Raw genomic sequence first — 22,411 nt, 5'->3', positions numbered from 1 at the left:
CCGGTAGAGTGGTGTCACCGGCTTGCACCTCGTGGCTCCCACGTGAGCTCGCGACGCGACCGGCGCACCTGCACCGGCTGCCTGCACGGCGGCCGGCCGCGGCGCTCGACGCCGCACCCGACGGCGCTGCACCGCCGCGGATCTCGGGGCCGGGTCGGTCCCGTGTCGTCACGCCCTTGCGCCTCACGGCGCCGGAGGAGGAGTCCTTGGCCGGACGAGGCCAGCGCACAGCCACGACGTCGCGCTCCAGCAGCTCCAGCGGCCGCGACCGGCGGCGCACCAAGCACACGGACGACGAGGGCCTGATGCCCGTGCTCGCCAAGGCGGTGCGCGAGGTCGAGGCTCAGGCCCAGCGCGGCGCCATCCGGCGCAGCGGGCGCACGAAGTTCCAGGTCATCGCCCTGCTCGTGCGCGAGGAACGCGCCCGCGTCAAGGCGCAGGACGACGTCACCGAGGTCTGGCGCGCCGAGCAGCTCAAGCGGCTCGACGGCATCGCGACGATCCTCGCCAAGATCGCCGCGCGCGACCCCTCCCTGCTCGGGCTGCTCGCCGAGGACGCCTCGGTGACGGACGACGCCCGCATCCTCAAGCGCGACATGATGCTCGAGGGCGGCCTCGAGCCGCCGGAGGAGCTGGTCGAGCCGCAGGTGCCTGACCCGGCGTCCGCCCGCTCGGTGATCCCGATGTCGGTGCGCGCGCGCCAGCTCGCCAACCCGTTCCTCGAGCCCGACTACGAGGCGGTCGGCGAACGCCGCCGCCGCACCGGCCTGCTCACGGGCTGGGAGCTGCTCGGTCCGCTGTTCCGCTCCTTCGAGCAGGGCGGCGACTCCTCGTGCATGCAGCTGCCCGAGCCGGCGACCCTCAAGGGTCCCGACGGCCTGCAGCTGATGCACCACCAGGGCCAGCTCGTGGCCGCGGCGGCCCAGGGGCACCGCAGCTTCCTGCTCGCCGACGAGCCGGGCCTCGGCAAGACCGCGCAGGCGCTGCTCGCGGCGCAGGCGGCGAACGCCTTCCCGCTGCTCGTCGTGGTGCCCAACGTCGTCAAGACCAACTGGGCGCGCGAGGTGCACCTGTGGACCCCGAGCCGCGTGCCCACCGTGGTGCACGGTGACGGTGAGAACGTCGACGGCTTCGCCGACATCGTGATCGTCAACTACGAGATCCTCGACCGCCACGTCGGCTGGCTGGGGTCGTTCGGCTTCCGCGGCATGGTCGTCGACGAGGCGCACTTCATCAAGAACAAGTCCTCGCAGCGCTCGCAGAACGTGCTGCAGACGGCGGAGCGGATCCGGCAGCGGATGCTGCGACCGCTCATGATGGCGCTCACCGGCACCCCGCTGGTCAACGACATCGAGGACTTCCAGGCGATCTGGGAGTTCCTGGGCTGGATCGAAGCCAAGGCCCCCCGCGCCGAGCTGCTGGCCGCGCTGGAGGAGAACGGCTGGACGCCCGCCGACCCGCAGTTCTACCCGGCCGCCCGCTCGACCGTCGTCGACTTCGGCATCGTGCGTCGCCGCAAGGTCGACGTCGCCTCCGACATCCCGGCCCGTCGCATCGCCGACCTGCCGGTCGAGCTGGACGACGACGCCGGCCGCTCGATCCGCGAGGCCGAGGCCGAGCTCGCCCGGCGCCTGCTGCAGCGGTACGACGCCGCCCTGGCCGCACGGTCGTCGTCCACCACCACCGACGGCATCGACCACGAGCTCGTGCGCGTGGTCGCCAAGGCCGAGCGCGACGCCGAGGCGGCCAGCACCGGCGAGAACGTCTTCTCGCTCATGCGCCGGATCGGCCAGGCCAAGGCCGGGCTCGCCGCCGACTACGCCGCCCAGCTGGCGCGCAGCGTCGGCAAGGTGGTCGTGTTCGCCAAGCACATCGACGTCATGGACACCGCGCAGGAGACGTTCGCGCGGCGCGGCATGCGCTACTCGTCGGTGCGCGGTGACCAGACGCCGAAGGCGCGCCAGGAGAACATCGACGCGTTCACGAACGACCCCGATGTGCCCGTCATCGTCTGCTCGCTCACCGCGGCGGGTGTGGGCCTGAACCTCCAGGTGGCGTCCAACGTGGTGCTCGCCGAGCTGTCGTGGACCGACGCCGAGCAGACCCAGGCGATCGACCGCGTGCACCGCATCGGCCAGACCGAGCCGGTGACCGCGTGGCGCATCATCGCGGCGCAGACGCTCGACACCCAGGTCGCCCAGCTCATCGACAGCAAGGCCGGGCTCGCCGCCCGAGCCCTGGACGGCTCGGACGAGGAGGTGTCGGTGTCGGCCGACGTCCAGCTCGAGGCGCTCGTGGGCCTGCTCACCGAGGCCTTGCGCCGCCGCTGAGCCCGCCCGCGCCCTACGCGCGGTTGCGGACGTCGTCCGGATGGCGCATCGCCCAGCGCACCACCGACGTCGCGGCCGCCCCGAGCGGGCGGCCGACGAGCCGGTCGGTGACGGGCAGCGACGGCAGTCGCAGCGGGGTGCGCGCCCAGCGGGGGAGCAGGGCGACGGCGCCGGCGGCCAGCGCCAGGTAGCCGGGTCGGGCAGCGATCGGCAGCGGTGGGTGCACCAGCAGGAAGCGCGCGGCCTCGCGGGCGGCGGGGGTGCTCGCGAGCTCGGGGCGGTAGCCGTCGATCGTGGCCCGCAGCTGCTCCACCGTCGTCGGCGGGTCGACCACACCGAGTCGCCCCGCCACCACGGCCGCCTGCTCGACGTACCGGTCGGCTTCAGCGGGCGTCAGCGGTGCGTCGGCGTAGCGCTGGAACGCGGTGAGGAAGCTGTCGGCCTCGGTGACGTGCACCCAGCGCAGCAGGTGCGGGTCGCTGGCGGCGTACGGCCGGCCGTCCGGAGCGGTGCCGCGCACCCGCTCGTGGATGCGGCGCACCCGGGCGATCTGCTGCTCGGCGTGCTCGATGGTGCCGAACGTCGTCGTCGCGAGGAACTCGCTCGTGCGCTGCAGCCGGCCCCACGGGTCTCCCTTGTAGCCCGAGTGCGCCGCGACGCCGGCCATCGCCAGGGGGTGCAGCGACTGCAGCAGCAGCGCGCGGATGCCGGCGGGGAACATCGCGGCGTCGGCGTGCACCCGCCAGATCGGGTCGTCGGGCGTGAACCAGCGGGGGCCCTCGCTCAGCCAGATGCGCTCGGCCTTGCGCTGGGCGTCCCGGCCGGCCACGCGGGCGCGCAGGGCACCGGCGAGCTGCGTGCGGGCCCGGTGGAGGGCGGGGTCGAGGAGCGTCACATCAGGTGCGAACGGCGACCTGCCGGCTCCTGTTCCGGCTGGCGCGGTTCGCTGCCAGCCCCTCGCTCGTCAGTGACGGACCGGGCTCACCCACCCCACCGGACGCCACCGACGTCAGCAGCGACACGACGGCGGCCGAGGCGGCGACCGACAGGCCACCCAGCCAGTCGACGTCCAGGACGCCGGACCCGTTGGCGGCCAGCAGCGCCGCGAGCGTCTGGGCGAAGGTCTTGACGGCGCGCTCGCCGGCGGCGGCGAGGAACGCTCGGCTGAAGTACGACATGGCTCCTGCTCCTGCTCCGCGGATCGAGGCGACCCGCTGATGACAAGAGGCGAGCGGCTGCCGTCCTGATGCGTCGAGCCGGGAACTTCCTGGCGTCGGTGGGTCAGGGCCGGTCGCCGGTGCGCGCCTCGCGCGAGGAGTCGGCGCAGTACTGCGACCACGAGCCGGGGTAGAGCCGGCCGGGAGCGAACCCCGCGAGCTCGAGCGCGAGCAGGCTGTGGCAGGCCGTGACGCCGGACCCGCAGTAGGCGACGACCGAGGATCCCGGGTGAACTCCGGCCTCCTGGAACCGTTGCCGCAGAACGTCTCTGGGCAGGAAGTGCCCATGAGCGTCGAGGTGCTCGCGCGTGGGGAGGCTGCGGGCTCCGGGGATGTGGCCGGCGCGCGGGTCGACCGGCTCGGTGGCGCCCGCGTAGCGCTCGTGGTCGCGGGCGTCGAGTACGACGTGTCGCGGGTCGGTGGCGTCGTCGACGGTGGCGAGCAGCGTCGCCGGCCACTGGCGCGCCGTGAACCGCGCAGCCGCAGTGGGGGCGACCAGCTCGGTGCTGAGCGCGCCTGCCCAGGCACCCAGGCCGCCGTCGAGCAGCGCGGCGGCGTGCCCGGTGGCGCGCAGCATCCACACGAGCCGGGCCGCGATCACCCCGCCGGCGTCGTCGTACGCCACCACGGCGGTGTCGTCCCCGATACCGGCCGCGGCCATGCCCTCGGCGAACACCGCCGGGTCGGGCAGCGGGTGGCGCGCGCCGCTGGCGTCCGGTGGCGCGGCGAGCCACCGGTCGAGGTCGACGAAGACGGCACCGGGAAGGTGCCCGGCGTCGTAGGCGGCACGCCCCGACCGGCCGTCGAGGTACCACCGGACGTCGGCCGCCACCACGTCATCGCGGTGCGCGGCCAGCCACTGCCCGCCGACCACGACCGGCAGCGCGCGAGGTGCGGGAACCTGCATGCCAGCACCGTGCCACACCTCCCGCGCCGCCACCGGCCGAGCTCACCGCCGGGCAGCATTCGCCCCGGAGGACCATGGTCCCTGGCGAGCACCACCCGTCGGCGGCGAACCTCAGGTCGAGCCACTTCCACCGGTTTCGACCCGGACTTGACCCGGAGGTCCCGATGACGCACGTGCAGCCCGCCCCCGCTCCGTCCGAGGCGGTGGCCGACGTCGCGCCGTTCGAGGCCTCGGCGCGCGTCACGGCCGGGGTCGCGGTCATCACCGCCACCGGGCCGCTCGACGGCGACGCGTTCGGCGCGCTGCGCAAGGCCGTGCAGGCCGCGCTCAAGGTGCGTACGGCGCACGTGGTGCTCGACGTCAACGGGGCCGAGCTGGGCCAGGAGTCGGTGCTCGTCCTGGGTTGGATCCGCGCGGTGCTGGCGCGCCAGGGCGCCTCGCTGTCGCTCGTGACGGCGTCCCACGCCTCGATCAGCTGGTTGCAGGAGTTCGGCCACGACGCCTACCGGGTGCTGCCGACCGTGCCGCTGGCTGTGGGCGTGGCCGGGGGAGTCAGCCCCCGCAGGCAGCGGCTGGTGCCGCGCCAGCTCGTGGTGCGCTGAAGCCCGCGGCTGCTCGCCGCGGTGTCGGCGTCGCGTCATAGGCTCCTCGCGACGACCGAACCCGAGGGGGCCGAGTGCTGCACCTGCACCGCAGCGAGCGCGCGGACGCGCTCGTCGGCGCCCTGGCGGACGTCCTCGCCGATCCGCCGGACGACCCGTTCACACCGGACGTCGTGGCGGTGCCCACCCGGGGCGTCGAGCGCTGGCTCGCCCAGCGGCTGTCGCACCACCTGGGCGCGGCGCCATCCCCGGGCGAGGCCGGAGTGTGCGCGAACGTGTCTTTCGGCTCGCCCGCCCGGCTCGTGCGCGAGGCGCTCGCGGCCGCGGTCGGCCTGGAGGCGGACGACGACCCCTGGCGCACCTCGGCGCTGACCTGGCCGTTGCTGCAGGTGGTCGACGAGTGCGCCGGTGAGCCCTGGTGCGCCGTGCTGGGGCGCCACCTCGGGGCGGGCAGCGACGACGAGCTGCGGCAGGGGCGGCGCCTCGTCGTCGTGCGGCACCTGGCCCGCCTGTTCAGCGAGTACGCCCGGCAGCGCCCGTCGATGGTGCAGGCGTGGGCGCAGGGCCGCGACGACGACGGCACGGTGGTGGATGGTGCAGCGCAGCCGGTGCCACGCGACCTGGCCTGGCAGCCGAGGCTGTGGCGGGTCCTGCGCGAGCGCGTCGGGGTGCCGAGCCCGGCCGAGCGCCTGCCGCTGGCGGTGCAGCGGCTGGTCGACGATCCGGCGGTGCTCGACCTGCCCTCGCGGCTGTCGGTGTTCGGGCCGACGCGGCTGGCCGCCGACCAGCTCGCCGTCCTGCAGGCGCTGAGCGTCCACCGTGACGTGCACCTGTGGCTGGTGCACCCCTCGCCCGCCCTGTGGCGCGCCGTGGCCGGGCTCGCCGCGCCGTCGCCGCGCCGCCGCGCGCTCACCTCACCGGCGCGCCAGCCGCTGCTGGCGTCGATGGCGCGCGACGTCACCGAGCTGCAGCTGCGGCTGGCGGCGCTCGGGCCGGCGTCCGACCACCACCACCCGGCGCCGCATCGGCCGGACACCGTGCTCGGCGCGCTGCAGCGCCGCGTGCGCGACGACGACGCCACTGCCGCCACCCAGCCGCTCGTGCCCGGTGACCACAGCGTGCAGGTGCACGCCTGTCACGGCCGGGCGCGGCAGGTCGAGGTGCTGCGCGAGGTGCTCGTCGGGCTCTTCGCCGACGACCCGACGCTCGAGCCGCGCGACGTGGTGGTGATGTGTCCGGACGTCGAGGCGTTCGCCCCCCTGCTGGCCGCGACGTTCGGCCTGGCCGGGGAGTCGGCAGGCGCCCAGCCGGTGCCCGGCGACCTGCACCCTGGCCAGCAGCTGCGGGTGCGCCTCGCCGACCGCTCGATGCGCCTCACCAACCCCGTCCTCGAACTCGTGAGCACGCTGCTCGACCTGGCCGATAGCCGCGTCACCGCCTCGCAGCTGCTCGACCTGGCGGCCACCGAGCCCGTCCGCCGCCGGTTCCGGTTCGACGACGACGCGCTCGACCGCCTGCGCGAGTGGTCGGTGGCGGCCGGCGTCCACTGGGGCGAGGACGCCGCCCGGCGGGCGCGGTTCGGGCTCGGTGCGCTGCGCCAGGGCACCTGGGACACCGCCCTCGACCGGCTCCTGCTCGGCGTCGCCATGGCCGACGAGGACGCCCGGTTCGTCGGCTCCGCGCTGCCCCTCGACGATGTCGACAGCACCGACATCGACCTCGCCGGCCGCGTCGCCGAGCTGCTCGACCGGCTCTCCGGCGTGCTGCGCGGCCTCGACCGCAGCGCGCCGGTCGAGCAGTGGCTCGACCAGCTCGACACCGCGCTCGACCAGCTCGCCGACACCGCACCCGCCCACAGCTGGCAGCTCGTGCAGGCCCGGCAGGTGCTCGCCGACGTCCGGCAGGCGGCGGCCGTCGCGCGGGCCGGCGCACCGCTGCGGCTGCCCGACGTCCGGGCGCTGCTGGCCGACGGGCTCGCCGGCCGGCCCACGCGGGCCGGCTTTCGCACCGGTGCGCTCACCGTCTGCTCGCTCGAGCCGATGCGAGCCGTCCCCCACCGGGTGGTGTGCCTGCTCGGCCTCGACGACGGCGCGTTCCCGCGCTCGGCCAGCGTGGACGGCGACGACGTGCTGCTGCGCGACCCGTGCCTGGGGGAGCGCGACCGGCGCAGCGAGGACCGCCAGCTCTTCCTCGACGCCGTCGCCAGCGCCGCAGAGCACTTGGTGATCGTCTACTCCGGCGCCGACGAGCGCACAGGCGCCGTGCGGCCGCCCGCGGTGCCGGTGAGCGAGCTCCTCGACGCCGTGGAGCAAGCGGTCGCCGCCGACCCCGCCGCCACGCGCCGTCAGGTGCTGGTGCGCCACCCGCTCCAGGTCGTGGACGAGCGCAACTTCACGCCGGGAGCCCTGCAGCGGCCAGGACCCTTCAGCTGGGACCGCCGCTCGTACGGCGCGGCGCTCGCCGGCCGGGGGGAGCGCGACGAGGGGCTCGATGACCGGCTGCTGGTGACCCGCCCGCTGCCGAAGCAGCCCCGACCGGCGCACGTCGACCTCGACGACCTCGTCGAGGCGTTCGAGCACCCGGCGCGCTGGTTCCTGCGCCGGCGACTGGGGGTCTCGCTGGCCGGGGAGGTCGACGACGTCGATGACCGCGTGCCGCTGGAGCTCGGGCCACTCGATGCCTGGCAGGTGGGTGACCGGCTGCTCGCCGCGTGCCTGGCCGGGGTCGACCGCGACCGAGCGGTGGCCGCGGAGTGGCGGCGCGGCGACGTCCCGCCGGCCGAGCTGGGGCGCGCAGCGCTCACCGACCTGGTCGACCGGGTGACGCCGATCGCCGGCGCGGCGCTGGCTCGGGTGCACGAGCCGGCCACCGCGGTCGACGTGTGGGCTGAGCTGCCGTCCGGTCTGGCCGTCGGCGGCACCGTGTCGGGCGTTCACGGCGACCTTCTCGTGCGCACCGTCTACTCCCGGCTCGGCCCCAAGCACCGGCTGCGCGCGTGGGTGCAGCTGCTGGCTCTGGTGGTGAGCCGGCCCGACCGGCCGTGGCGCGCGCTCACCGTCGGACGACCGCAGGGCACGCGCCCCGGGGCTCTGGCGGCCGAGCTCGTCGCCCCGCCGCCCGCCGTCGCCGAGCAGCGCCTCGAGGAGCTCGTGCGCCTGCGCGAGCGGGCCGAGCGCGCACCCTTGCCGCTGCCGGTCGACACGGCGTTCGCCTACGCCGCGGCGCGGCACGCCGGCAACCAGGTCGTGCAGGCCGCCGAGACCGCCCAGCAGCAGTGGGCCGCCGAGCTGCGCTTCGGCGACGAGTACCGCGACCTGTGCTGGGGACGGGACTGCCGGTTCGACGTCCTGGCCGGCGAGCCGGAGGCCGACGAGCGGCGCTGGTGGCCGCAGGAGACCACCCGCCTCGGTGTCCTGGCCCGGCGGGTGTGGCAGCCGTTGCTCGATCACGAGACGACGGGCTCGCTGTGAGCGCGCCGCAGGTGTTCGACGTGTGCGGCCCGCTGCCGTCGGGGACGACCGTGCTCGAGGCGAGTGCAGGCACCGGCAAGACGTTCACGATCGCCGCGCTCGCGACGCGCTTCGTGGCCGAGGGCGTGGCCGAGCTGTCGCAGCTGCTGCTGGTGACGTTCGGGCGGGCGGCGACGTCCGAGCTGCGCGACCGCGTGCGCGAGCGGATGGTCAGCGCCGAGCGGCTGCTGCGGGCACCGGGTGCCCGCGCGAGCGCGGACGACGTCGTGCGCCACCTGGCAGCGGTCGACGACGCCGAGCTCGATCGCCGCCGGGGCCGGCTCACCCGCGCGCTGGCGCAGTTCGACGCCGCGACGATCGCCACGACCCACGGGTTCTGCCAGCAGATGCTGGCCTCGCTCGGGGTCACCGGCGACCACGACGCCGGGGCCGTGCTGGTGCCCGACATCGCCGACCTCGTCGACGAGGTGGTCGACGACCTCTACCTCCAGCGGTACGCCGCCGCGGCGCAGCCGACGCTCACCCCCGCCGAGGCACGCCGCGCCGCGCGGGACGCGGTCAGTGACCCGCTCGCCGTGCTCGAGCCGCGGACGCTCGACCCGCACACCGTGCCAGGTCACCGGGTGGCCTTCGCCGGCGCGGCCCGGCGCGAGGTCGAGCACCGCAAGCGCGTGCGACGCGTGCACGACTACGACGACCTCGTGCTCCTGCTGCGCGATGCCCTGCTGCATCCGGTCCACGGGCCGGTGGCGGCCGAGCGCGTGCGGTCGCGGTACCGCGTCGTCCTCGTCGACGAGTTCCAGGACACCGACCCGGCCCAGTGGGACATCCTGCGCGCGGCCTTCCACACTCACCGCACGCTGGTGCTGATCGGCGACCCGAAGCAGGCGATCTACGCCTTTCGGGGCGGCGACGTCGTCGCGTACCTCTCGGCGCGGCGGGTGGCTGACACCACGGCGACGCTGGGGCGCAGCTGGCGCAGCGACGAGCCGCTGCTGCGCGGGCTCGACCACCTCCTGCGCGGTGCGGCGCTGGGCGACGACGAGATCCTCGTCCGCCCGGTCGAGGCCGCCCACACCGGGCGCCGGCTCGACGGCGGCCCGCCGCTGCGCCTGCGTCAGGTCAGCCGCGGCGCGCTCGGCAGCCGGGGCAAGGGCCTGCCGCGGGTGGGTCCCGCGCGCGAGCTCGTGGTGCGCGATGTCGCCGTCGACATCGTCCGCCAGCTGCAGTCCACGCGGCTGCGCGACGGCGACGGCTGGCGCCCGTTGCTCCCGGCCGACGTCGCGGTGCTGACGCGTCGCAACGCGGACGCGACCGCGGTGCGGGACGAGCTGGCGTCGATGGGTGTGCCGGCCGTGGTGTCCGGCCTGTCCAGCGTCTTCGCCACTGCGGCCGCCGCGGACTGGCTGACGCTGCTCTCGGCGCTGGAGCAGCCGACGCACGCCGGGCGCGCCGCGGCCTTGGCCCTCACGCCCTTCGTCGGCTGGGACGCCCAGCGGCTGGCGCAGGCGAGTGACGCCGAGCGCGACGACCTCAGCGACCAGGTGCGCACGTGGTCACGCGTCGTCACCGAGGGCGGCGTCGCCGCGCTCGTCGAGTCGGTGGCCGCCGGCGGCGTCGCCGAGCGGCTGCTGCGCACGCGCGGCGGCGAGCGGGCACTCACCGACGTGCGGCACGTCGGGCAGGCGCTGCAGGTGGTTGCCGTGCGCGAGCGGCTCGGGGTGTCGGCGCTCACCGACTGGCTGCGCCGGCGCATCACCGAGGCCGGCGAGGACTACGCGGAAGACCGCTCGCGCCGGCTCGAGACCGACGCGGCGGCCGTGCAGGTGGTCACGGTGCACGCCAGCAAGGGCCTGGAGTTCCCGGTCGTCTACGTCCCCTTCGGCTGGGACCGCTTCGAGTCGCGGACGCCGCAGACTCTGCGCTACCACGACGACGACGGGCGCCGCACGATCCACGTCGGCGGCCCGGACGACCCGGGCTACGCCGCGGCCCGCGAGCGGCACCTCGACGAGGAGCGGGGCGAGGACCTGCGGCTGCTCTACGTCGCGCTGACCCGCGCGCGCTCGCAGGTGGTGGCCTGGTACGTGCCGTCGTCCACCTCGGCCGGCGGCCCGCTCAGCCGCGTGCTCCTCGGCGACTTCGCCCCCGGCCAGCAGCCGCCAGCGTCCGTGCCGACCGCGACGGACGACACGATCGCTGGCCGCCTGCACGACCTGGCGGCCCGATCAGGGGGCACGGTGGCGGTCGAGACGGTGCAGACGCTGCCCGAGGCCGTGCGCTGGTCGCCTGCCGCCGTCGAGCGGGGTGAGCTGGCTGTCGGCGCCTTCACCCGCCACCTCGACCTCACCTGGCGGCGCACCTCGTACACCGCGCTCACCGCAGCGGCTCACGACCTGGCCGTCGAGGCCGCCGAGGCCGCGGTGGCGAGCGAGCCAGAGGTGACGGGTACGCAGGACGAGCACGCCGTCAGCGCCTCGGCGGCTCACCCCGCGCCGGGGTCGCACTCGGCGGAGTGCGGCCACCTGACGCCTGCGCTCGCCGACTTCCCGGCCGGCGCCGCTTTCGGCACGCTGGTGCACGAGGTGCTGGAGCACGTCGACACCGCCGCGCCCGACCTGCGCGTCGAGCTCGAACGCGCCTGCGCCGCAGCGGGTACCGCCCGAGTGCCCGGCGTCGACCTCGCGGGGCTCGCCGGCGCGCTCGAACCGGTGCTGCGCACCCCGCTGGGCCCACCGGCCGCAGGCCTGTGCCTGGCCGACGTGGCACCGGCCGACCGGCTGGCCGAGCTGGAGTTCGAGCTGCCGCTCGCCGGTGGCGACCGGCCGGCCCACGCCGGTTTCACCTTGGGTGCCGTTGCGCGCGTGCTCGCCGACCACCTACCGGCCGACGACGTCTTCGCCGACTACCCGACCCGCCTGGCCGAGATCGGCGCGCTGTCGGGCCGCGTGCGCGGCTACCTCACGGGCAGCCTCGACGCCGTGCTGCGCGTGCGCGACGCCGACGGCGAGCCCCGGTACCTCGTCGTCGACTACAAGACCAACCGGTTGGCGCCGCCGGACGAGCCGCTCACCACCTGGCACTACCGGCCCCAGGCGCTGGTCGAGGCGATGACGCGCGCCCACTACCCGCTGCAGCTGCTGCTCTACAGCGTGGCCCTGCACCGGTACCTGCGCTGGCGACAGCGGGGCTACGACCCGCAGCACCACCTCGGCGGTGGGCTCTACCTGTTCGTGCGCGGCATGTGCGGACCCGACACCCCGCGAGTCGACGGCGTGCCCGCGGGCGTGCTGGCCTGGCGCCCTCCCGCTCCGGCGGTGGTCGAGCTGTCGGCACTGCTGGACGGTGTCGACCGTCAGGGCATCGACAGGCGGGGAGGCGACCATGACCGCTGACGCCTTCGACGCGCGGCGAGCCGTGCACGCGAGCGCGCTGCTGGCGACGTTCAACGCCGCAGGTGTGCTGTCGAGCGCTGATGTGCACGTCGCCACCCGGCTCGCCCGGCTGACCCGTGAGGACGACGAGCGCGTCGTGCTCGCCGTGGCGCTGGCGGTGCGCGGCGCCCGCACGGGTTCGGTGTGCGTCCGGCTCGACGACGCGGCGTCGCTGGTCGCGACCGACGTCGACGACGAGACCGTCGTGGTCGACCCGGCCGACCTGCGCTGGCCCGACCCGGGGCCCTGGCTCGAGGCCGTGCGGGCGAGCCCGCTCGTGGCGGCCGGTGTCGGCGGTGCCGCTGACCGCCCGGCGCGGCTGATCGACGGGCGGTTGTACCTCGACCGCTACTGGCGGGACGAGCAGCGGGTGCGCCGGCAGGTCGACGCGCGCCTCGCCGCCGACGACGTCGAGGTCAGCCCGCACGTGCTCGCCACCGTGCTCCAGCGGCTGTTCCCGGCGCCGGGTGACAGCCGGCAGCGCCTCGCCGCCGCCGCCACCGCACTCAGCCGGTTCACCGTGCTCACGGGTGGCCCCGGCACGGGCAAGACCACCACGGTGGCGCGGGTGCTCGCCACGCTGCAGGCGGTGAGCGGCGGCCAGCTGCGCATCGCGCTCGCCGCGCCTACCGGCAAGGCGGCCGCGCGGCTGCAGGAGGCGGTGCGGCACGAGCTGGGTCGCCTCGACGACGCGGACCGCCGCCTCGTGGGTGACGTGGGCGCCAGCACGGTTCACCGACTGCTGGGGTGGCGGCCGGGGTCGTCGACGCGCTTTCGGCACGACGCGAGCCATCACCTGCCGCACGACCTGGTCGTGGTGGACGAGACGTCGATGGTCTCGTTGCCGCTCATGGCACGGCTGCTGGAGGCGGTGCGGCCGCAGGCCCGCGTCCTGCTGGTCGGTGACCCCGACCAGCTGGCGTCGGTCGAGGCCGGGGCGGTGCTCGGTGACCTCGTCGCGCGTGCCGCGCCCACCAGCCGGCTGCCCGAGCGGCTCGCCGCCGCGGTCGCGGCGGACCTGCCGGAGGCACCGGACGCGGTCGACGCGCTGCGCGCCGGCGTCGTGCGGCTCGAGCAGGTCCACCGGCACGGCGAGGACATCGGTGCGCTCGCGGCGGCAGTGCGCGAGGGGCGCGCCGACGACGTGCTCGACCTGCTGCGGGCCGGGGGAGCGGCGATCGACTTCGTGCAGACCGCTGCCGACTCGCCCAGCGACGCCGAGCTCGCGGGCCTGCGGGCCGACGTCCAGCGCGCCGGGCGCGATCTCGTCCACGCGGCTCGGGGCGGTGACGTGGCGGCTGCCTTGACCGCCCTCGACGACCACCGGCTGCTGCTGGCGCACCGGCGTGGCGCGGCGGGCGTCGCGCACTGGGCGCCGGTGGTGCAGGAGTGGGTCGACGACGCGTCGGGTCGGCCCGACGCCGCGCGCGGGCCGTGGTTCGCCGGCCGACCCCTGCTGGTGACCGCCAACGACCGCGACAGTGGCCTGTACAACGGCGACACCGGCGTCGTGGTGGCTGACGGCGAGGCGGTGGTGGCGGCGTTCGGTGACGCTGGCAGCCCCCTGCTCGTGCGGCCGCACCGACTGCCCGCGGTGGAGACCGTCTACGCCATGACGGTGCACCGTGGGCAGGGCAGCCAGTTCGCCCGGGTCAGCGTGCTGCTGCCGCCGGCCACTTCACCACTGCTGACCCGCGAGCTGCTGTACACCGCGGTCACCCGCGCCCGGCACCATTTGCGGGTGGTCGGCACCGCGGCGGCTGTGCGGGCCGCCGTCGAGCGGCCGGTGCGCCGGGCCAGCGGGTTGCGCGAACCCTGACACCGCGGGCTCCGGCAGCCAGACGCAGCCGCCGCCGGGCGCAGCGGTCAGCCGCGTGGTCAGCACGGTCAGCACGGTCAGCACGGTCGAAGTGGTCACCGTGGGCGACGGATCGCACTCAGGCTGCGGCGGCGTCCTTGCGCGGGCGGCCGCGCGGCCGTTTGCGCGCGACGACCACCCCGCGGGCGAACAGCTCCCCACCCCAGACGCCCCACGGCTCGCGCCGCTCGAGCGCACCGGCCAGGCAGCCGGCCCGCAGCGGGCAGCCGCCGCACAGCGCCTTGGCCAGCTCCAGATCCGCCGGTTCGTCGGCGAACCACAGCTCACCGCCGCGGTCACGGCAGGGCACGGTCGTGGTCGGCGTGACGGTGATGGTCTGGGTGGTGGTGACAGTCTGGGTGGTGGTGATCGTCGCGGTGGCGAGATGACGGGGGCGGGTGGCGGAGTGGTTCACCATGCTGCGTGGCTCCTGGCAGGTCGGCTCGGTGCGTCGAGCCTGATCGTCTGAGGTACCCGCGCGCCTGAGGAGAATTCCCTATTCCTGCGGCCGGCGGCTTCCTGCGGCTTGCGGGGCGCGTGGGTCACCATGGGGGTATGGCGGCCGGGCAGCGGATGTTCGTGGCGCTCACGCCGTCGCGGGAGGCGATCGAGGACCTCGAGGAGTTCCTGGAGCCGCGGCGAGCGGCCGATCGCGACCTGCGCTGGTCGGCGTCCGAGCAGTGGCACGTCACGCTGGCCTTCCTCGCGCAGGTGCCCGACCGCTGCCTCGACGACCTCGTCGACCGGCTGGCCCGCGCGGCGCGCCGACGTACGGCGTTCGTGGCCGCTCTGCGTGGCGGCGGCGCCTTCCCGCACAGCGACCGCGCGAAGGTGCTCTTCACGGGGGTCGACGTCGGCGAGCACGGCGGCACGCTGCACCGGCTGTCGGACTCGGTCCGCGCCGCGGCGAGCAGGGCCGGGGCACCGCCGGACGGCGCGCGGTTCCACCCGCACGTCACGCTCGCGCGCACGTCCCGACCGATGCCGGTGGTGCGTTGGGTGCGGCTCCTCGACACCTACGCCGGCCCGTTGTGGGCCATCGACGAGCTGCACCTGATCGCATCGCACCTGGGCGAGGGGCCGCGGCGACGACCCCGCTACGAGGTCGTCGCCACCCTGCCCTTCGCCGGTGAGAGTGCCGGTGCGAGCACCGGCGCGAGCGACTAGCCGGCCGTCGCCGGCTCGACCACAGCGGGTGACTCCCGCCGGAGGTGGCCAGGTGCGGCGAACAGGAGCACCGCGACCAGGCCGATCACCGACACGGCTGCGGGCAGCAGCAGCGACTGCGCCATCGCCGAGGCGAAACCGTCGCGCAGCGCGGGCGGGAGGTGCGTGCCCGGCGACAAGGCGCCCGTGCGGCCTCCTGCGCCACCTGGCAGCTCAGCCATGAGCCGCGACAGCATGAGGGCGGCGATGGCCGCGCTGCCGAGCACCGCACCGACCTGCCGGGTCGTGTTGTAGACGCCGGCGCCCGCACCGGCCTGCCGCATCGGCAGGTTGCGGGTGGCGGTGGAACCGACCGGTGCCCACATGAAGCCGTTCGCGACGCCCAGCAGCGAGATCGGCAGCAGCAGACGCCAGATCGCGACGTCCGGCGTCATGGTGAGGCTGAGCCACACCAGTGACACCGGCAGAGCGAGCAGCCCGACGCCGGCCACGTAGCGGGGGTGCACGCGGTCGGTGAGGCGCCCGACGAACGGCGCCAGCACGCCGGAGAGCACGGCCATCGGCACGAGCAGCAGCGCCGAGCGCGTGGGGCTGAGCCCCTTCACCAGCTGCGCGTACAGCATGAGCGGGAACGCCATCGCCGTGATGGTGAACCCGATCGCCGTGATGGCCACGTTGGCGAGGGAGAAGTTGCGGTCGGCGAACAGGCCCAGGGGCAGCAGCGGCTCACCGCGTTGCTTCGCCTGCCACCACAGGAAGAGGGCCACGACGACGACGCCGGCGATGATCAGGCGCCACACGGAGATCGGGCCGGTGATCGTGCCCCAGTGGTAGGACTCGCCCTCCTGGATGCCGAAGACGATGAGGAACATGCCGACGGCGCTGAGCGCCACCCCGAGCAGGTCGAACCGGTGGGCGTGCGTCTCCAGAGTCGGCACGAGGCGCCAGGCCAGCACGAAGCCGACGACACCGACCGGCACGTTGATGAAGAAGATCCACTCCCAGCCGAGCCCGTCGACGAGCACCCCGCCGAGGATGGGTCCGACGAGCGTCGCCACGCCGGCCACGGCACCCCACAGCGACATGGCCTGCCCACGCTGGTGGGCGGGGAACGTCCGGGTGATGACGGCCATGGTCTGCGGCGTCATCATGGCGGCGCCCAAGCCCTGGAAGACCCGCGCCACGATGAGCTGACCGATCGTGCCGGTGAGCCCGCACCACAGCGAGGCGAGGGTGAACACGGTGAGCCCGGTGAGGTAGAGGTGCTTCGGGCCGATGCGGTCACCCAACCGGCCGGTGACGAGCAGCGGCACCGCGTAGGCGAGCAGGTAGGCGCTCGTGACCCAGACGACGGCGTTGACGTCGGCGTGCAGGCCGCTCATGATCGCGGGCGTTGCCACCGACACGATCGTGGAGTCGACGAGGATCATGAAGAACCCGAGCACGAGCGCCCACAGCGCCGGCCAGGGGTTCAGCTCTTGCTGTGGTGTGGCCATGCCAGCTCCTGGTGCTCGAGTCGGTGGATGAGGGTGGCGATCCAGTCGCGTTCGGCGCGCTGGACGGCGCGCAGGTAGTCGGCTGCGCACCAGTAGGTCTCGGGGACGTCGTCGGCGCGTGCCTGGTCGATGAAGTCGGTGAGCCGGTCGATCTCGCCCTCGAGCGCGTGGACGCGGTCGGTGAGCTGGTTGACGACCTGGTCGGCTGGCAGGTTGTGGGACTCGCTGAGCGCGACCGGGAACTCGGGGTACTCGTTGACCGGGGCGTTCAGCATCTCCAGCAGCCGCCAGCGCAAGGCGGCCCGGCCGGTCGAGGTGATCTCGTAGGTCGTGCGCTCGGGCCGGTTGCCCGATCGCTCGGTGCCGCAGGCGCGCACGTGGCCGAGGCCGTCCAGGCGCTCGACCGTGTGGTAGAGCGAGCCGGGCCGGACCTTCACCAGCTCGTCCTCGTGGCGGTCGAGCAGGAGCTGGTACATCTCGTACGGGTGCATGGCCCGCTCGGCGAGCAGGGCGAGGACCGACACCGCCAGCGGCGTCAGGGCACCGGCCACGCCGACCTCCTCGATGCTCCAGGCGGAGTACACCTGCCCGAATATTCCGGGAGGAATATTAGCGCGCCGTCGCCCGACGCGGAATGACGGCGACGGCTCGGCGTCCGGCGTCGGGCGTCCCGCGTCCCCGACCCCCCGACGTCCACCGACGTCCACCGACCCGCTCTCCCCGCCCGTGATCATGCACGCCAGCGCACCTCTCCGCCCTCTCCCCGCCCGTGATCATGCACGCCAGCGCACCCCTGGGGAGGATCACTCCAGCTCTCGATGGCAACGGGGGCACCCAGCTCGCATCACAGTGCAACGGGGTGCCCCCGCGCCAGACGGCGGGACGCCGGGGGTTTGGATGCCGAGGATTCCGGCGATGCCGGTGCGCTGGCGTGCATGATCACGAGCGAGGAGGGGGCAGCGACAGGGCTCCGTCAGCGCGTGGCGGCGACGCTACTGACGGCGGGCTCGGGCGAGGACGTGCGAGACGCGGGGCAGGCCAGGGCCGGGGGAGAAGCCGAAGCGGCGCGCCTCCTCGACGCTGAGCCCTGCGGCGGTCGCCGTCGCGAGCGGGTCGCGGTCGAGGTGGCACCCGGCGGCCAACCGCGACCACATCGGCGTCACGAGCCGCTCCAGCGCACCCACCACCAGCCGCTGCGACCGGACGTGCTCGTACACCAGCACCGAGCCGCCGGGGCGCAGCACGCGCACCGCCTCGGCGAAGGCCACCCCAGGGTCGCGCACCGAGCAGAGCACGAGCGAGAAGACGACGACGTCGACGCTGCCGGTGGCCAGGGGCAGGTGCTGCGCGTCGCCGGCCACGACCGCGACCGGCACCGGCGCCTGCGCTGAGGCCTGGTGCGCGTGGACTCGCAGCGTCGACTCCGGCTCGACGGCCACGACCCCGCGGACCGCCGGCGGGTAGTGCGCGAACGTCAGGCCGTGCCCGGCCCCCACCTCGATGACCACGCCGTGCGCCGACGCCACCAGCTCACGGCGCACCTCGGCCTGCCCACGCTGCTCCGCGTGCTGGGCGAGCTCGGTGTACCGCTGCGCGAACCGCGGGTGGTCGAAGCTCACGCGCCCCGTCTCTGGGACGCGCGGCCCTTCACCGCGTACATCGCGGCGTCCGCGCGCTCGAGCAGGTCGCCGACCTCGACGCCGTCGGCAGTGGTCGCCACGCCCACGCTCGCGCGCAGCGACAGCGGGCCGGCGGGCGAGTCGATGCGGATCGCCGCGATGGCGCGCGTCGCCCGCTCGGCGAGCAGCTGGCCGGCTGCGGCGTCCGCACCGGCGGCGAGCACGACGAACTCGTCGCCGCCGAGCCGCACGACCGTGTCATGGGCCCGCGCTACCGACCGCAGGGCCACGGCGACAGCCCGCAGCACCTCGTCGCCGACCACGTGACCGTGCCGGTCGTTGATCGCCTTGAAGGCGTCGAGGTCGATGAGCAGCAGGCTCGTCGGTGCCCGGCCGACCTCTACCTGGGCGCCCACCTCGGCGGCGTGCAGCGCCTCGGTGAGGGCGCGACGGTTGCCGACGCCGGTGAGCGGGTCCTCCGCGGCGGCCCGCACGGCGATCTCGTTGTCGCGGCGCAGGCGCTCGACGTCCAGTGCCGCGCGGGCACCCTGGAGGGTGCTCAACCGTTGTTGCCACAGCACTCGGGAGAGCAGCTGCCCGTAGGCGCGTCCGGCAGTGGCGCCGGGGACGTCGGCGGCGGCCTCCAGCTCGACGAGGAGCCACCGGGCGCTGGCGGCGACCTGCCAGTCACCGGCCACCTCGGAGTCGCGGGCCGCCTCGTGGGCGACGTCGAGGGCCTCCGAGCGATCGCCCAGCTCCCACAGCACGCGCGCCAACGCGGTGCCGACCGATGCCCGCCCGCCCTGGTGCGCGCGGTGCAGAGGGCTGGCCAGCGCCGTGCGAAGTTCCTCGAGCGAGGCAGTGGCGTCGGTGAGTGGTCGAGAGCACAGCTCCATCGCCTCGCAGCTGGCCTCGAAGCTCGCGGCGCCCACGCGCCGAGCCTCCGCGACCGCGGCCGCAGCGTGCTGGTGGCCGACCGTGCGGTGCTGGACGACGTCGGCGTGCGCCGGGTCGACGCGCTCGAGCTCGTCGGCCCACCGCAGGTACATCTCGGCGAGGTTCATCAGGTCGATGGTGGTGGCCTCGACGAGCGGGATCGGGCTGGCGGGTATGCGCACTGCGGCCTCGAAGTGCGGCTGAGCCAGCTCGTAGAGCCGCAGCTCCAGGTAGCAGTAGCCGAGCCCCGTGTGGGCCCAGTTGCGCAAGGCGAGGTCGTCACAGGCGGCGAGGGCGACCTCGCTGCGGGCCAGGTCGATCAGGGCACCCTCGACGGCGCCCGAGCGGGCCTGGGCCATCGCGCGCATCGACAGCGCGTTGGCCGCCCAGCCGGGCTCAGCGGCCGCCTCGGCGAGCTCCAGGCACCGGTCGGCCGCGGCGATCTGCGCCGACCCGTCACCGCGGACGTGCTCGGTGACCGCGATGGCGTACCAGAGGCCGGCCTGCTCGAGGGCGGGCGACGTGGCAGCGCCCTCCAAGGCCGACTGCGACAAGGCGATGGCGTCGTCGGTGTGGCCGTCCTGCGCGAGGCTCATCACTCGCGCAGCGGTCGCGGACAACGTCATGCCCCCATCATCGGCCGTCCGCGACGCGGACCCGAGCCCTCACCGCACATTCACGGTCGGCGTGGCGCCCGTAGGTGGTGAGTTGTTCGTATTCGTCCCCTGCCCATGACCTCCAAATACCTGTTTGACGGTCAGCATCTCGGGCACCAGACTGCCGGCGTGGACGACCAGACCGAAGGGCTGCGTGCGCTGGCGCACCCGTTGCGCCTGCGCATGCTGTCGCTGCTCACCGGCACCGCCCTCAGCGCCGCCGAAGTGGCCCGTGAGCTCGGTGGCACGCAGGCCAACGCCAGCTACCACCTCCGCCAGCTGCACGCCGCAGGCCTGCTCGACGTCGTCGAGGAGGTGAGCGTGCGCGGGGGGCGCGCTCGCCGCTACCGCCACGTGGCGACCACCGACCAGCCCCTGGCCGGCGCGGGCGACGGCGACCACGTCCTGCTGGCAGCGGCGCTCGCCACGGAGCTCCAGCGGCGCACCGCGCTGCGGCAGCCCCGCGTCCCGGCGCCCATGGCGGACGCCGAGCTGTGGGTGCCACCGGAGGTCTGGCGCGACGTCTGCGACCGGGTCACCGCGGCCATGACCGACCTGCACGCGGCAGCGCGGCCGCCCCGCGAGCAGGGCACCGTGCGCACGAGCGCCACCGTCTCGCTGTTCGCCATGAGGCAGGAGGCGCCGTGACCACTTCGGTGGAGCCGCCCGGTGCACTAGCACCGTTGCGGCACAGGGACTTCCGCTGGCTGCTGGGTGGACGGTTCGCCAACTTCCTCGGCAACGCGATCGCCCCCGTGGCGCTCGCCTTCGCCGTCCTCGACCTCACGGGCTCGGTGAGCGATCTGGGCCTGGTCGTCGGCGCGCGGTCGGCGACGAACGTCGCGCTGCTGCTCTTCGGAGGCGTCGTCGCCGACCGTCTGCCGCGGGCCATGGTGCTTCGCGGCTCGGCGGTCGCGGCCGCGATCACCCAGGCCGCAGTGGCGGCCCTGGTGCTCACCGGCACGGCCACCGTCGGGCTGCTCATGCTGCTCAGCGCCGTCAACGGCGCTGTCGCGGCCATGGCCTTCCCGGCGTCCGCGGCGCTGACGCCGCAGACGGTGCCTGCGGCCGTGGTGCGCCAGGCCAACGCCGTGCTGCGGCTGGCCATCAACAGCGCGACCGTCGGCGGCGCTGCGATCGGCGGTGCGCTCGTGGCCGCGGTCGGCCCGGGCTGGGGCATCGCCGTGGACGCCGCGACGTTCGCGGTCTCTGCCGTCTGCTTCGCGATGATCCGCGTCCCCGACGTGCCGCGGGTGGCGGAGGAGTCCACGAGCACCTTGGCTCAGCTGCGCGAGGGATGGGGCGAGTTCGTCAGCCGGCAGTGGGTGTGGGTCGTCGTGCTGATGGCCATGGCGGGGAACGCGGCCTACACCGGGGGCGTCGTGGTGCTCGGCCCGGCGGTCGCCGACGCCTCGTTCGGACGCCGCGGCTGGGGTCTGGCGCTCGCGGTCGGCACGGTCGGCATGGTGGTCGGCGGCCTGATCGCGCTGCGCTGGCAGCCGCGGTACGCCCTGCGGTGGGGCACCGCCCTGGGGCTCACCTGGGCGCTGCCCCTGCTGGCGCTCGGCGTCTCGCCGAGCTGGGCCGTGGTCGCGGCAACGATGTTCCTCGCCGGATTCGCCCTCGAGCAGTTCGGCATCGCCTGGGACGTCTCGTTGCAGCAGCACGTCCCGCCCGACCGGCTGGCGCGTGTGTACTCCTACGACGCGGTGGGGTCGTTCGTCGCGATCCCTCTGGGTGAGGTGGCCGTAGGCCCCCTCGCGAGCCGGCTGGGCCTCGAGCCGACGCTGATCGGCTGCGCTGCGGTGGTGCTCGTCGCGGTGGGGGCGGCGCTGTGCAGCCGCAGCGTGCGGTCGCTGGCACGGGTCGACGTGCACGCGGGCTGAGCCTGGCGCGGGGCCACCGGAGCCACCGCTAGCGCAGGACGGCGAGCACCTCGTCGTGCAGCAGCCCGTTGGTGGCGACGGCGTTGCCTCCCCAGGGCCCAGGTTCGCCGTCCAGGCTGGTGAAGCGCCCGCCTGCCTCGGTGACGATCGGCACGAGCGCGGCCATGTCGTGCACGGCGAGCTCGGGCTCGCAGGCGATGTCGACGGCCCCCTCGGCGACGAGCATGTACGACCAGAAGTCGCCGTACGCGCGCGTACGCCAGCACAGACGGGTCAGGTCCAGGAACGGCTCGAGCCGGTCGAGCTGCTCCCAGCCCCCCAGGCTCGAGTACGACAGCGAGGCGTCCCGCACCGACGGGACGCGCGAGACGCTGATGCGCGTGGCCTGCGACAGGCTGCGTCCGGTCCAGGCGCCCGACCCGGTGGCGGCCCACCAGCGGCGCTGCAGGGCCGGCGCCGACACCAGACCCACCACGGGCTCGCCGTCGTCGACGAGCGCGATGAGGGTCGCCCACACCGGGACGCCGCGCACGAAGTTCTTGGTGCCGTCGATCGGGTCGATCACCCAGCGCCGCTGGCCGTGGCCGGTGGTCTCGAGCTCCTCGCCGACCACCGCGTCGCGTGGCCGGGTGCGCTTGAGCTGCGAGCGCACGAGCTCCTCGGCGCGGACGTCGGCGTCGGAGACCGGCGTGAGGTCGGGCTTGGTGTCGACCTCGAGGTCGCCCGCGCGGAAGCGGTCCATGGTGAGCCCGTCGACCTGGTCGGCGATCACGTGCGCCAGGCGGAGGTCGTCGTCGTAGGAGGGCACGTCCGCAACCTACCGTGACGGGCCC

Annotated in this window: 17 protein-coding genes; 8 read left to right on the top strand and 9 right to left on the bottom strand. The window is 74.8% G+C overall.

The window, feature by feature from the left end; translation table 11 throughout:
- The first annotated feature begins 206 nt into the window (after positions 1-206).
- Complete coding sequence (locus tag ASD06_RS01540; RefSeq protein ID WP_056672945.1) at positions 207-2,330, top strand: DEAD/DEAH box helicase; 2,124 nt, start codon at positions 207-209, stop codon at positions 2,328-2,330.
- A 13-nt stretch (positions 2,331-2,343) separates the two neighbouring features.
- Here ASD06_RS01540 and ASD06_RS01535 read toward each other — a convergent pair whose 3' ends face one another.
- The 3 genes from ASD06_RS01535 to ASD06_RS01525 all read right to left on the bottom strand — a co-directional run bounded on the left by ASD06_RS01535 (position 2,344) and on the right by ASD06_RS01525 (position 4,454).
- Complete coding sequence (locus ASD06_RS01535; RefSeq protein WP_056672247.1) at positions 2,344-3,225, bottom strand: oxygenase MpaB family protein; 882 nt, start codon at positions 3,223-3,225, stop codon at positions 2,344-2,346.
- Between the two features lies 1 nt (position 3,226).
- Positions 3,227-3,508 carry a holin gene (locus ASD06_RS01530; RefSeq protein WP_082537566.1) on the bottom strand — a complete coding sequence of 94 codons (282 nt, stop codon included), beginning with the start codon at positions 3,506-3,508 and terminating at the stop codon, positions 3,227-3,229.
- A gap of 103 nt (positions 3,509-3,611) precedes the next feature.
- Positions 3,612-4,454 (bottom strand): sulfurtransferase, encoded by an 843-nt coding sequence (locus ASD06_RS01525; RefSeq protein WP_056672943.1) that lies wholly within the window; start codon positions 4,452-4,454, stop codon positions 3,612-3,614.
- A gap of 164 nt (positions 4,455-4,618) precedes the next feature.
- Here ASD06_RS01525 and ASD06_RS01520 point away from each other — a divergent pair, with 164 nt between their 5' ends.
- From ASD06_RS01520 to recD, 4 genes are all read left to right on the top strand, one after another.
- Entirely contained in the window at positions 4,619-5,056 is a 438-nt protein-coding gene (locus tag ASD06_RS01520) for a hypothetical protein (RefSeq protein ID WP_056672244.1), read from the top strand.
- A gap of 74 nt (positions 5,057-5,130) precedes the next feature.
- Positions 5,131-8,526 carry an exodeoxyribonuclease V subunit gamma gene (gene recC / locus ASD06_RS01515; protein ID WP_056672242.1) on the top strand — a complete coding sequence of 1,132 codons (3,396 nt, stop codon included), beginning with the start codon at positions 5,131-5,133 and terminating at the stop codon, positions 8,524-8,526.
- Positions 8,523-11,921: a UvrD-helicase domain-containing protein gene (locus ASD06_RS01510; RefSeq protein WP_200941784.1), complete on the top strand. Its 3,399-nt coding sequence runs from the start codon at positions 8,523-8,525 to the stop codon at positions 11,919-11,921. The genes recC and ASD06_RS01510 overlap by 4 nt, the downstream gene beginning before the upstream one ends.
- Positions 11,911-13,779, top strand: coding sequence for an exodeoxyribonuclease V subunit alpha (gene recD / locus ASD06_RS01505; protein WP_056672238.1), 1,869 nt, complete (start codon positions 11,911-11,913; stop codon positions 13,777-13,779). Before ASD06_RS01510 ends, recD begins: the two co-directional genes overlap by 11 nt.
- 118 nt (positions 13,780-13,897) lie before the next feature.
- Here recD and ASD06_RS01500 read toward each other — a convergent pair whose 3' ends face one another.
- Positions 13,898-14,236, bottom strand: a complete 339-nt coding sequence (locus ASD06_RS01500; protein WP_082537565.1) for a WhiB family transcriptional regulator — start codon at positions 14,234-14,236, stop codon at positions 13,898-13,900.
- A 137-nt stretch (positions 14,237-14,373) separates the two neighbouring features.
- On the opposite strand from ASD06_RS01500, the gene thpR reads away from it, so the two are divergent.
- Complete coding sequence (gene thpR / locus ASD06_RS01495; RefSeq protein ID WP_056672236.1) at positions 14,374-14,985, top strand: RNA 2',3'-cyclic phosphodiesterase; 612 nt, start codon at positions 14,374-14,376, stop codon at positions 14,983-14,985.
- On the opposite strand, the gene ASD06_RS01490 is transcribed toward thpR, so the two are convergent.
- The 4 genes from ASD06_RS01490 to ASD06_RS01475 all read right to left on the bottom strand — a co-directional run bounded on the left by ASD06_RS01490 (position 14,982) and on the right by ASD06_RS01475 (position 19,662).
- Positions 14,982-16,481 (bottom strand): DHA2 family efflux MFS transporter permease subunit, encoded by a 1,500-nt coding sequence (locus ASD06_RS01490; protein WP_056672234.1) that lies wholly within the window; start codon positions 16,479-16,481, stop codon positions 14,982-14,984. The genes thpR and ASD06_RS01490 overlap by 4 nt on opposite strands.
- Entirely contained in the window at positions 16,457-17,215 is a 759-nt protein-coding gene (locus ASD06_RS01485; RefSeq protein ID WP_082537564.1) for a PadR family transcriptional regulator, read from the bottom strand. The genes ASD06_RS01490 and ASD06_RS01485 overlap by 25 nt, the downstream gene beginning before the upstream one ends.
- A gap of 258 nt (positions 17,216-17,473) precedes the next feature.
- A complete protein-coding gene (locus tag ASD06_RS01480) occupies positions 17,474-18,100 on the bottom strand; it encodes a class I SAM-dependent methyltransferase (RefSeq protein WP_056672233.1) in 627 nt (208 codons plus the stop codon).
- Positions 18,097-19,662: a GGDEF domain-containing protein gene (locus ASD06_RS01475; protein WP_082537563.1), complete on the bottom strand. Its 1,566-nt coding sequence runs from the start codon at positions 19,660-19,662 to the stop codon at positions 18,097-18,099. The genes ASD06_RS01480 and ASD06_RS01475 overlap by 4 nt, the downstream gene beginning before the upstream one ends.
- A 159-nt stretch (positions 19,663-19,821) precedes the next feature.
- Between ASD06_RS01475 and ASD06_RS01470 the strand changes: the two genes are divergently transcribed.
- Both ASD06_RS01470 and ASD06_RS01465 read left to right on the top strand, forming a co-directional pair.
- Positions 19,822-20,340, top strand: a complete 519-nt coding sequence (locus ASD06_RS01470) for a transcriptional regulator (protein ID WP_200941783.1) — start codon at positions 19,822-19,824, stop codon at positions 20,338-20,340.
- Positions 20,337-21,578 (top strand): MFS transporter, encoded by a 1,242-nt coding sequence (locus ASD06_RS01465; protein ID WP_235502170.1) that lies wholly within the window; start codon positions 20,337-20,339, stop codon positions 21,576-21,578. Before ASD06_RS01470 ends, ASD06_RS01465 begins: the two co-directional genes overlap by 4 nt.
- 28 nt (positions 21,579-21,606) lie before the next feature.
- On the opposite strand, the gene hisN is transcribed toward ASD06_RS01465, so the two are convergent.
- Complete coding sequence (hisN, locus tag ASD06_RS01460; protein WP_056672228.1) at positions 21,607-22,386, bottom strand: histidinol-phosphatase; 780 nt, start codon at positions 22,384-22,386, stop codon at positions 21,607-21,609.
- Between the last annotated feature and the right edge of the window lie 25 nt (positions 22,387-22,411).

This window comes from Angustibacter sp. Root456 (assembly GCF_001426435.1).
Classification (GTDB): Bacteria; Actinomycetota; Actinomycetes; order Actinomycetales; family Angustibacteraceae; genus Angustibacter.
Note: the sequence above shows the minus strand (reverse complement) of the source record. Positions and strands in the feature narration are given on the sequence as shown.

Excerpts from the sequence above, each read along its gene's own strand:
- ASD06_RS01530 (WP_082537566.1), bottom strand. The coding sequence starts at position 3,508 with ATGTCGTACTTCAGCCGAGCGTTCCTCGCCGCCGCCGGCGAGCGCGCC.
- ASD06_RS01525 (WP_056672943.1), bottom strand. The coding sequence starts at position 4,454 with ATGCAGGTTCCCGCACCTCGCGCGCTGCCGGTCGTGGTCGGCGGGCAG.
- ASD06_RS01520 (WP_056672244.1), top strand. The coding sequence starts at position 4,619 with ATGACGCACGTGCAGCCCGCCCCCGCTCCGTCCGAGGCGGTGGCCGAC.
- recD (WP_056672238.1), top strand. The coding sequence starts at position 11,911 with ATGACCGCTGACGCCTTCGACGCGCGGCGAGCCGTGCACGCGAGCGCG.
- ASD06_RS01500 (WP_082537565.1), bottom strand. The coding sequence starts at position 14,236 with ATGGTGAACCACTCCGCCACCCGCCCCCGTCATCTCGCCACCGCGACG.
- thpR (WP_056672236.1), top strand. The coding sequence starts at position 14,374 with ATGGCGGCCGGGCAGCGGATGTTCGTGGCGCTCACGCCGTCGCGGGAG.
- ASD06_RS01490 (WP_056672234.1), bottom strand. The coding sequence starts at position 16,481 with ATGGCCACACCACAGCAAGAGCTGAACCCCTGGCCGGCGCTGTGGGCG.
- ASD06_RS01485 (WP_082537564.1), bottom strand. The coding sequence starts at position 17,215 with ATGATCACGGGCGGGGAGAGCGGGTCGGTGGACGTCGGTGGACGTCGG.
- ASD06_RS01475 (WP_082537563.1), bottom strand. The coding sequence starts at position 19,662 with ATGACGTTGTCCGCGACCGCTGCGCGAGTGATGAGCCTCGCGCAGGAC.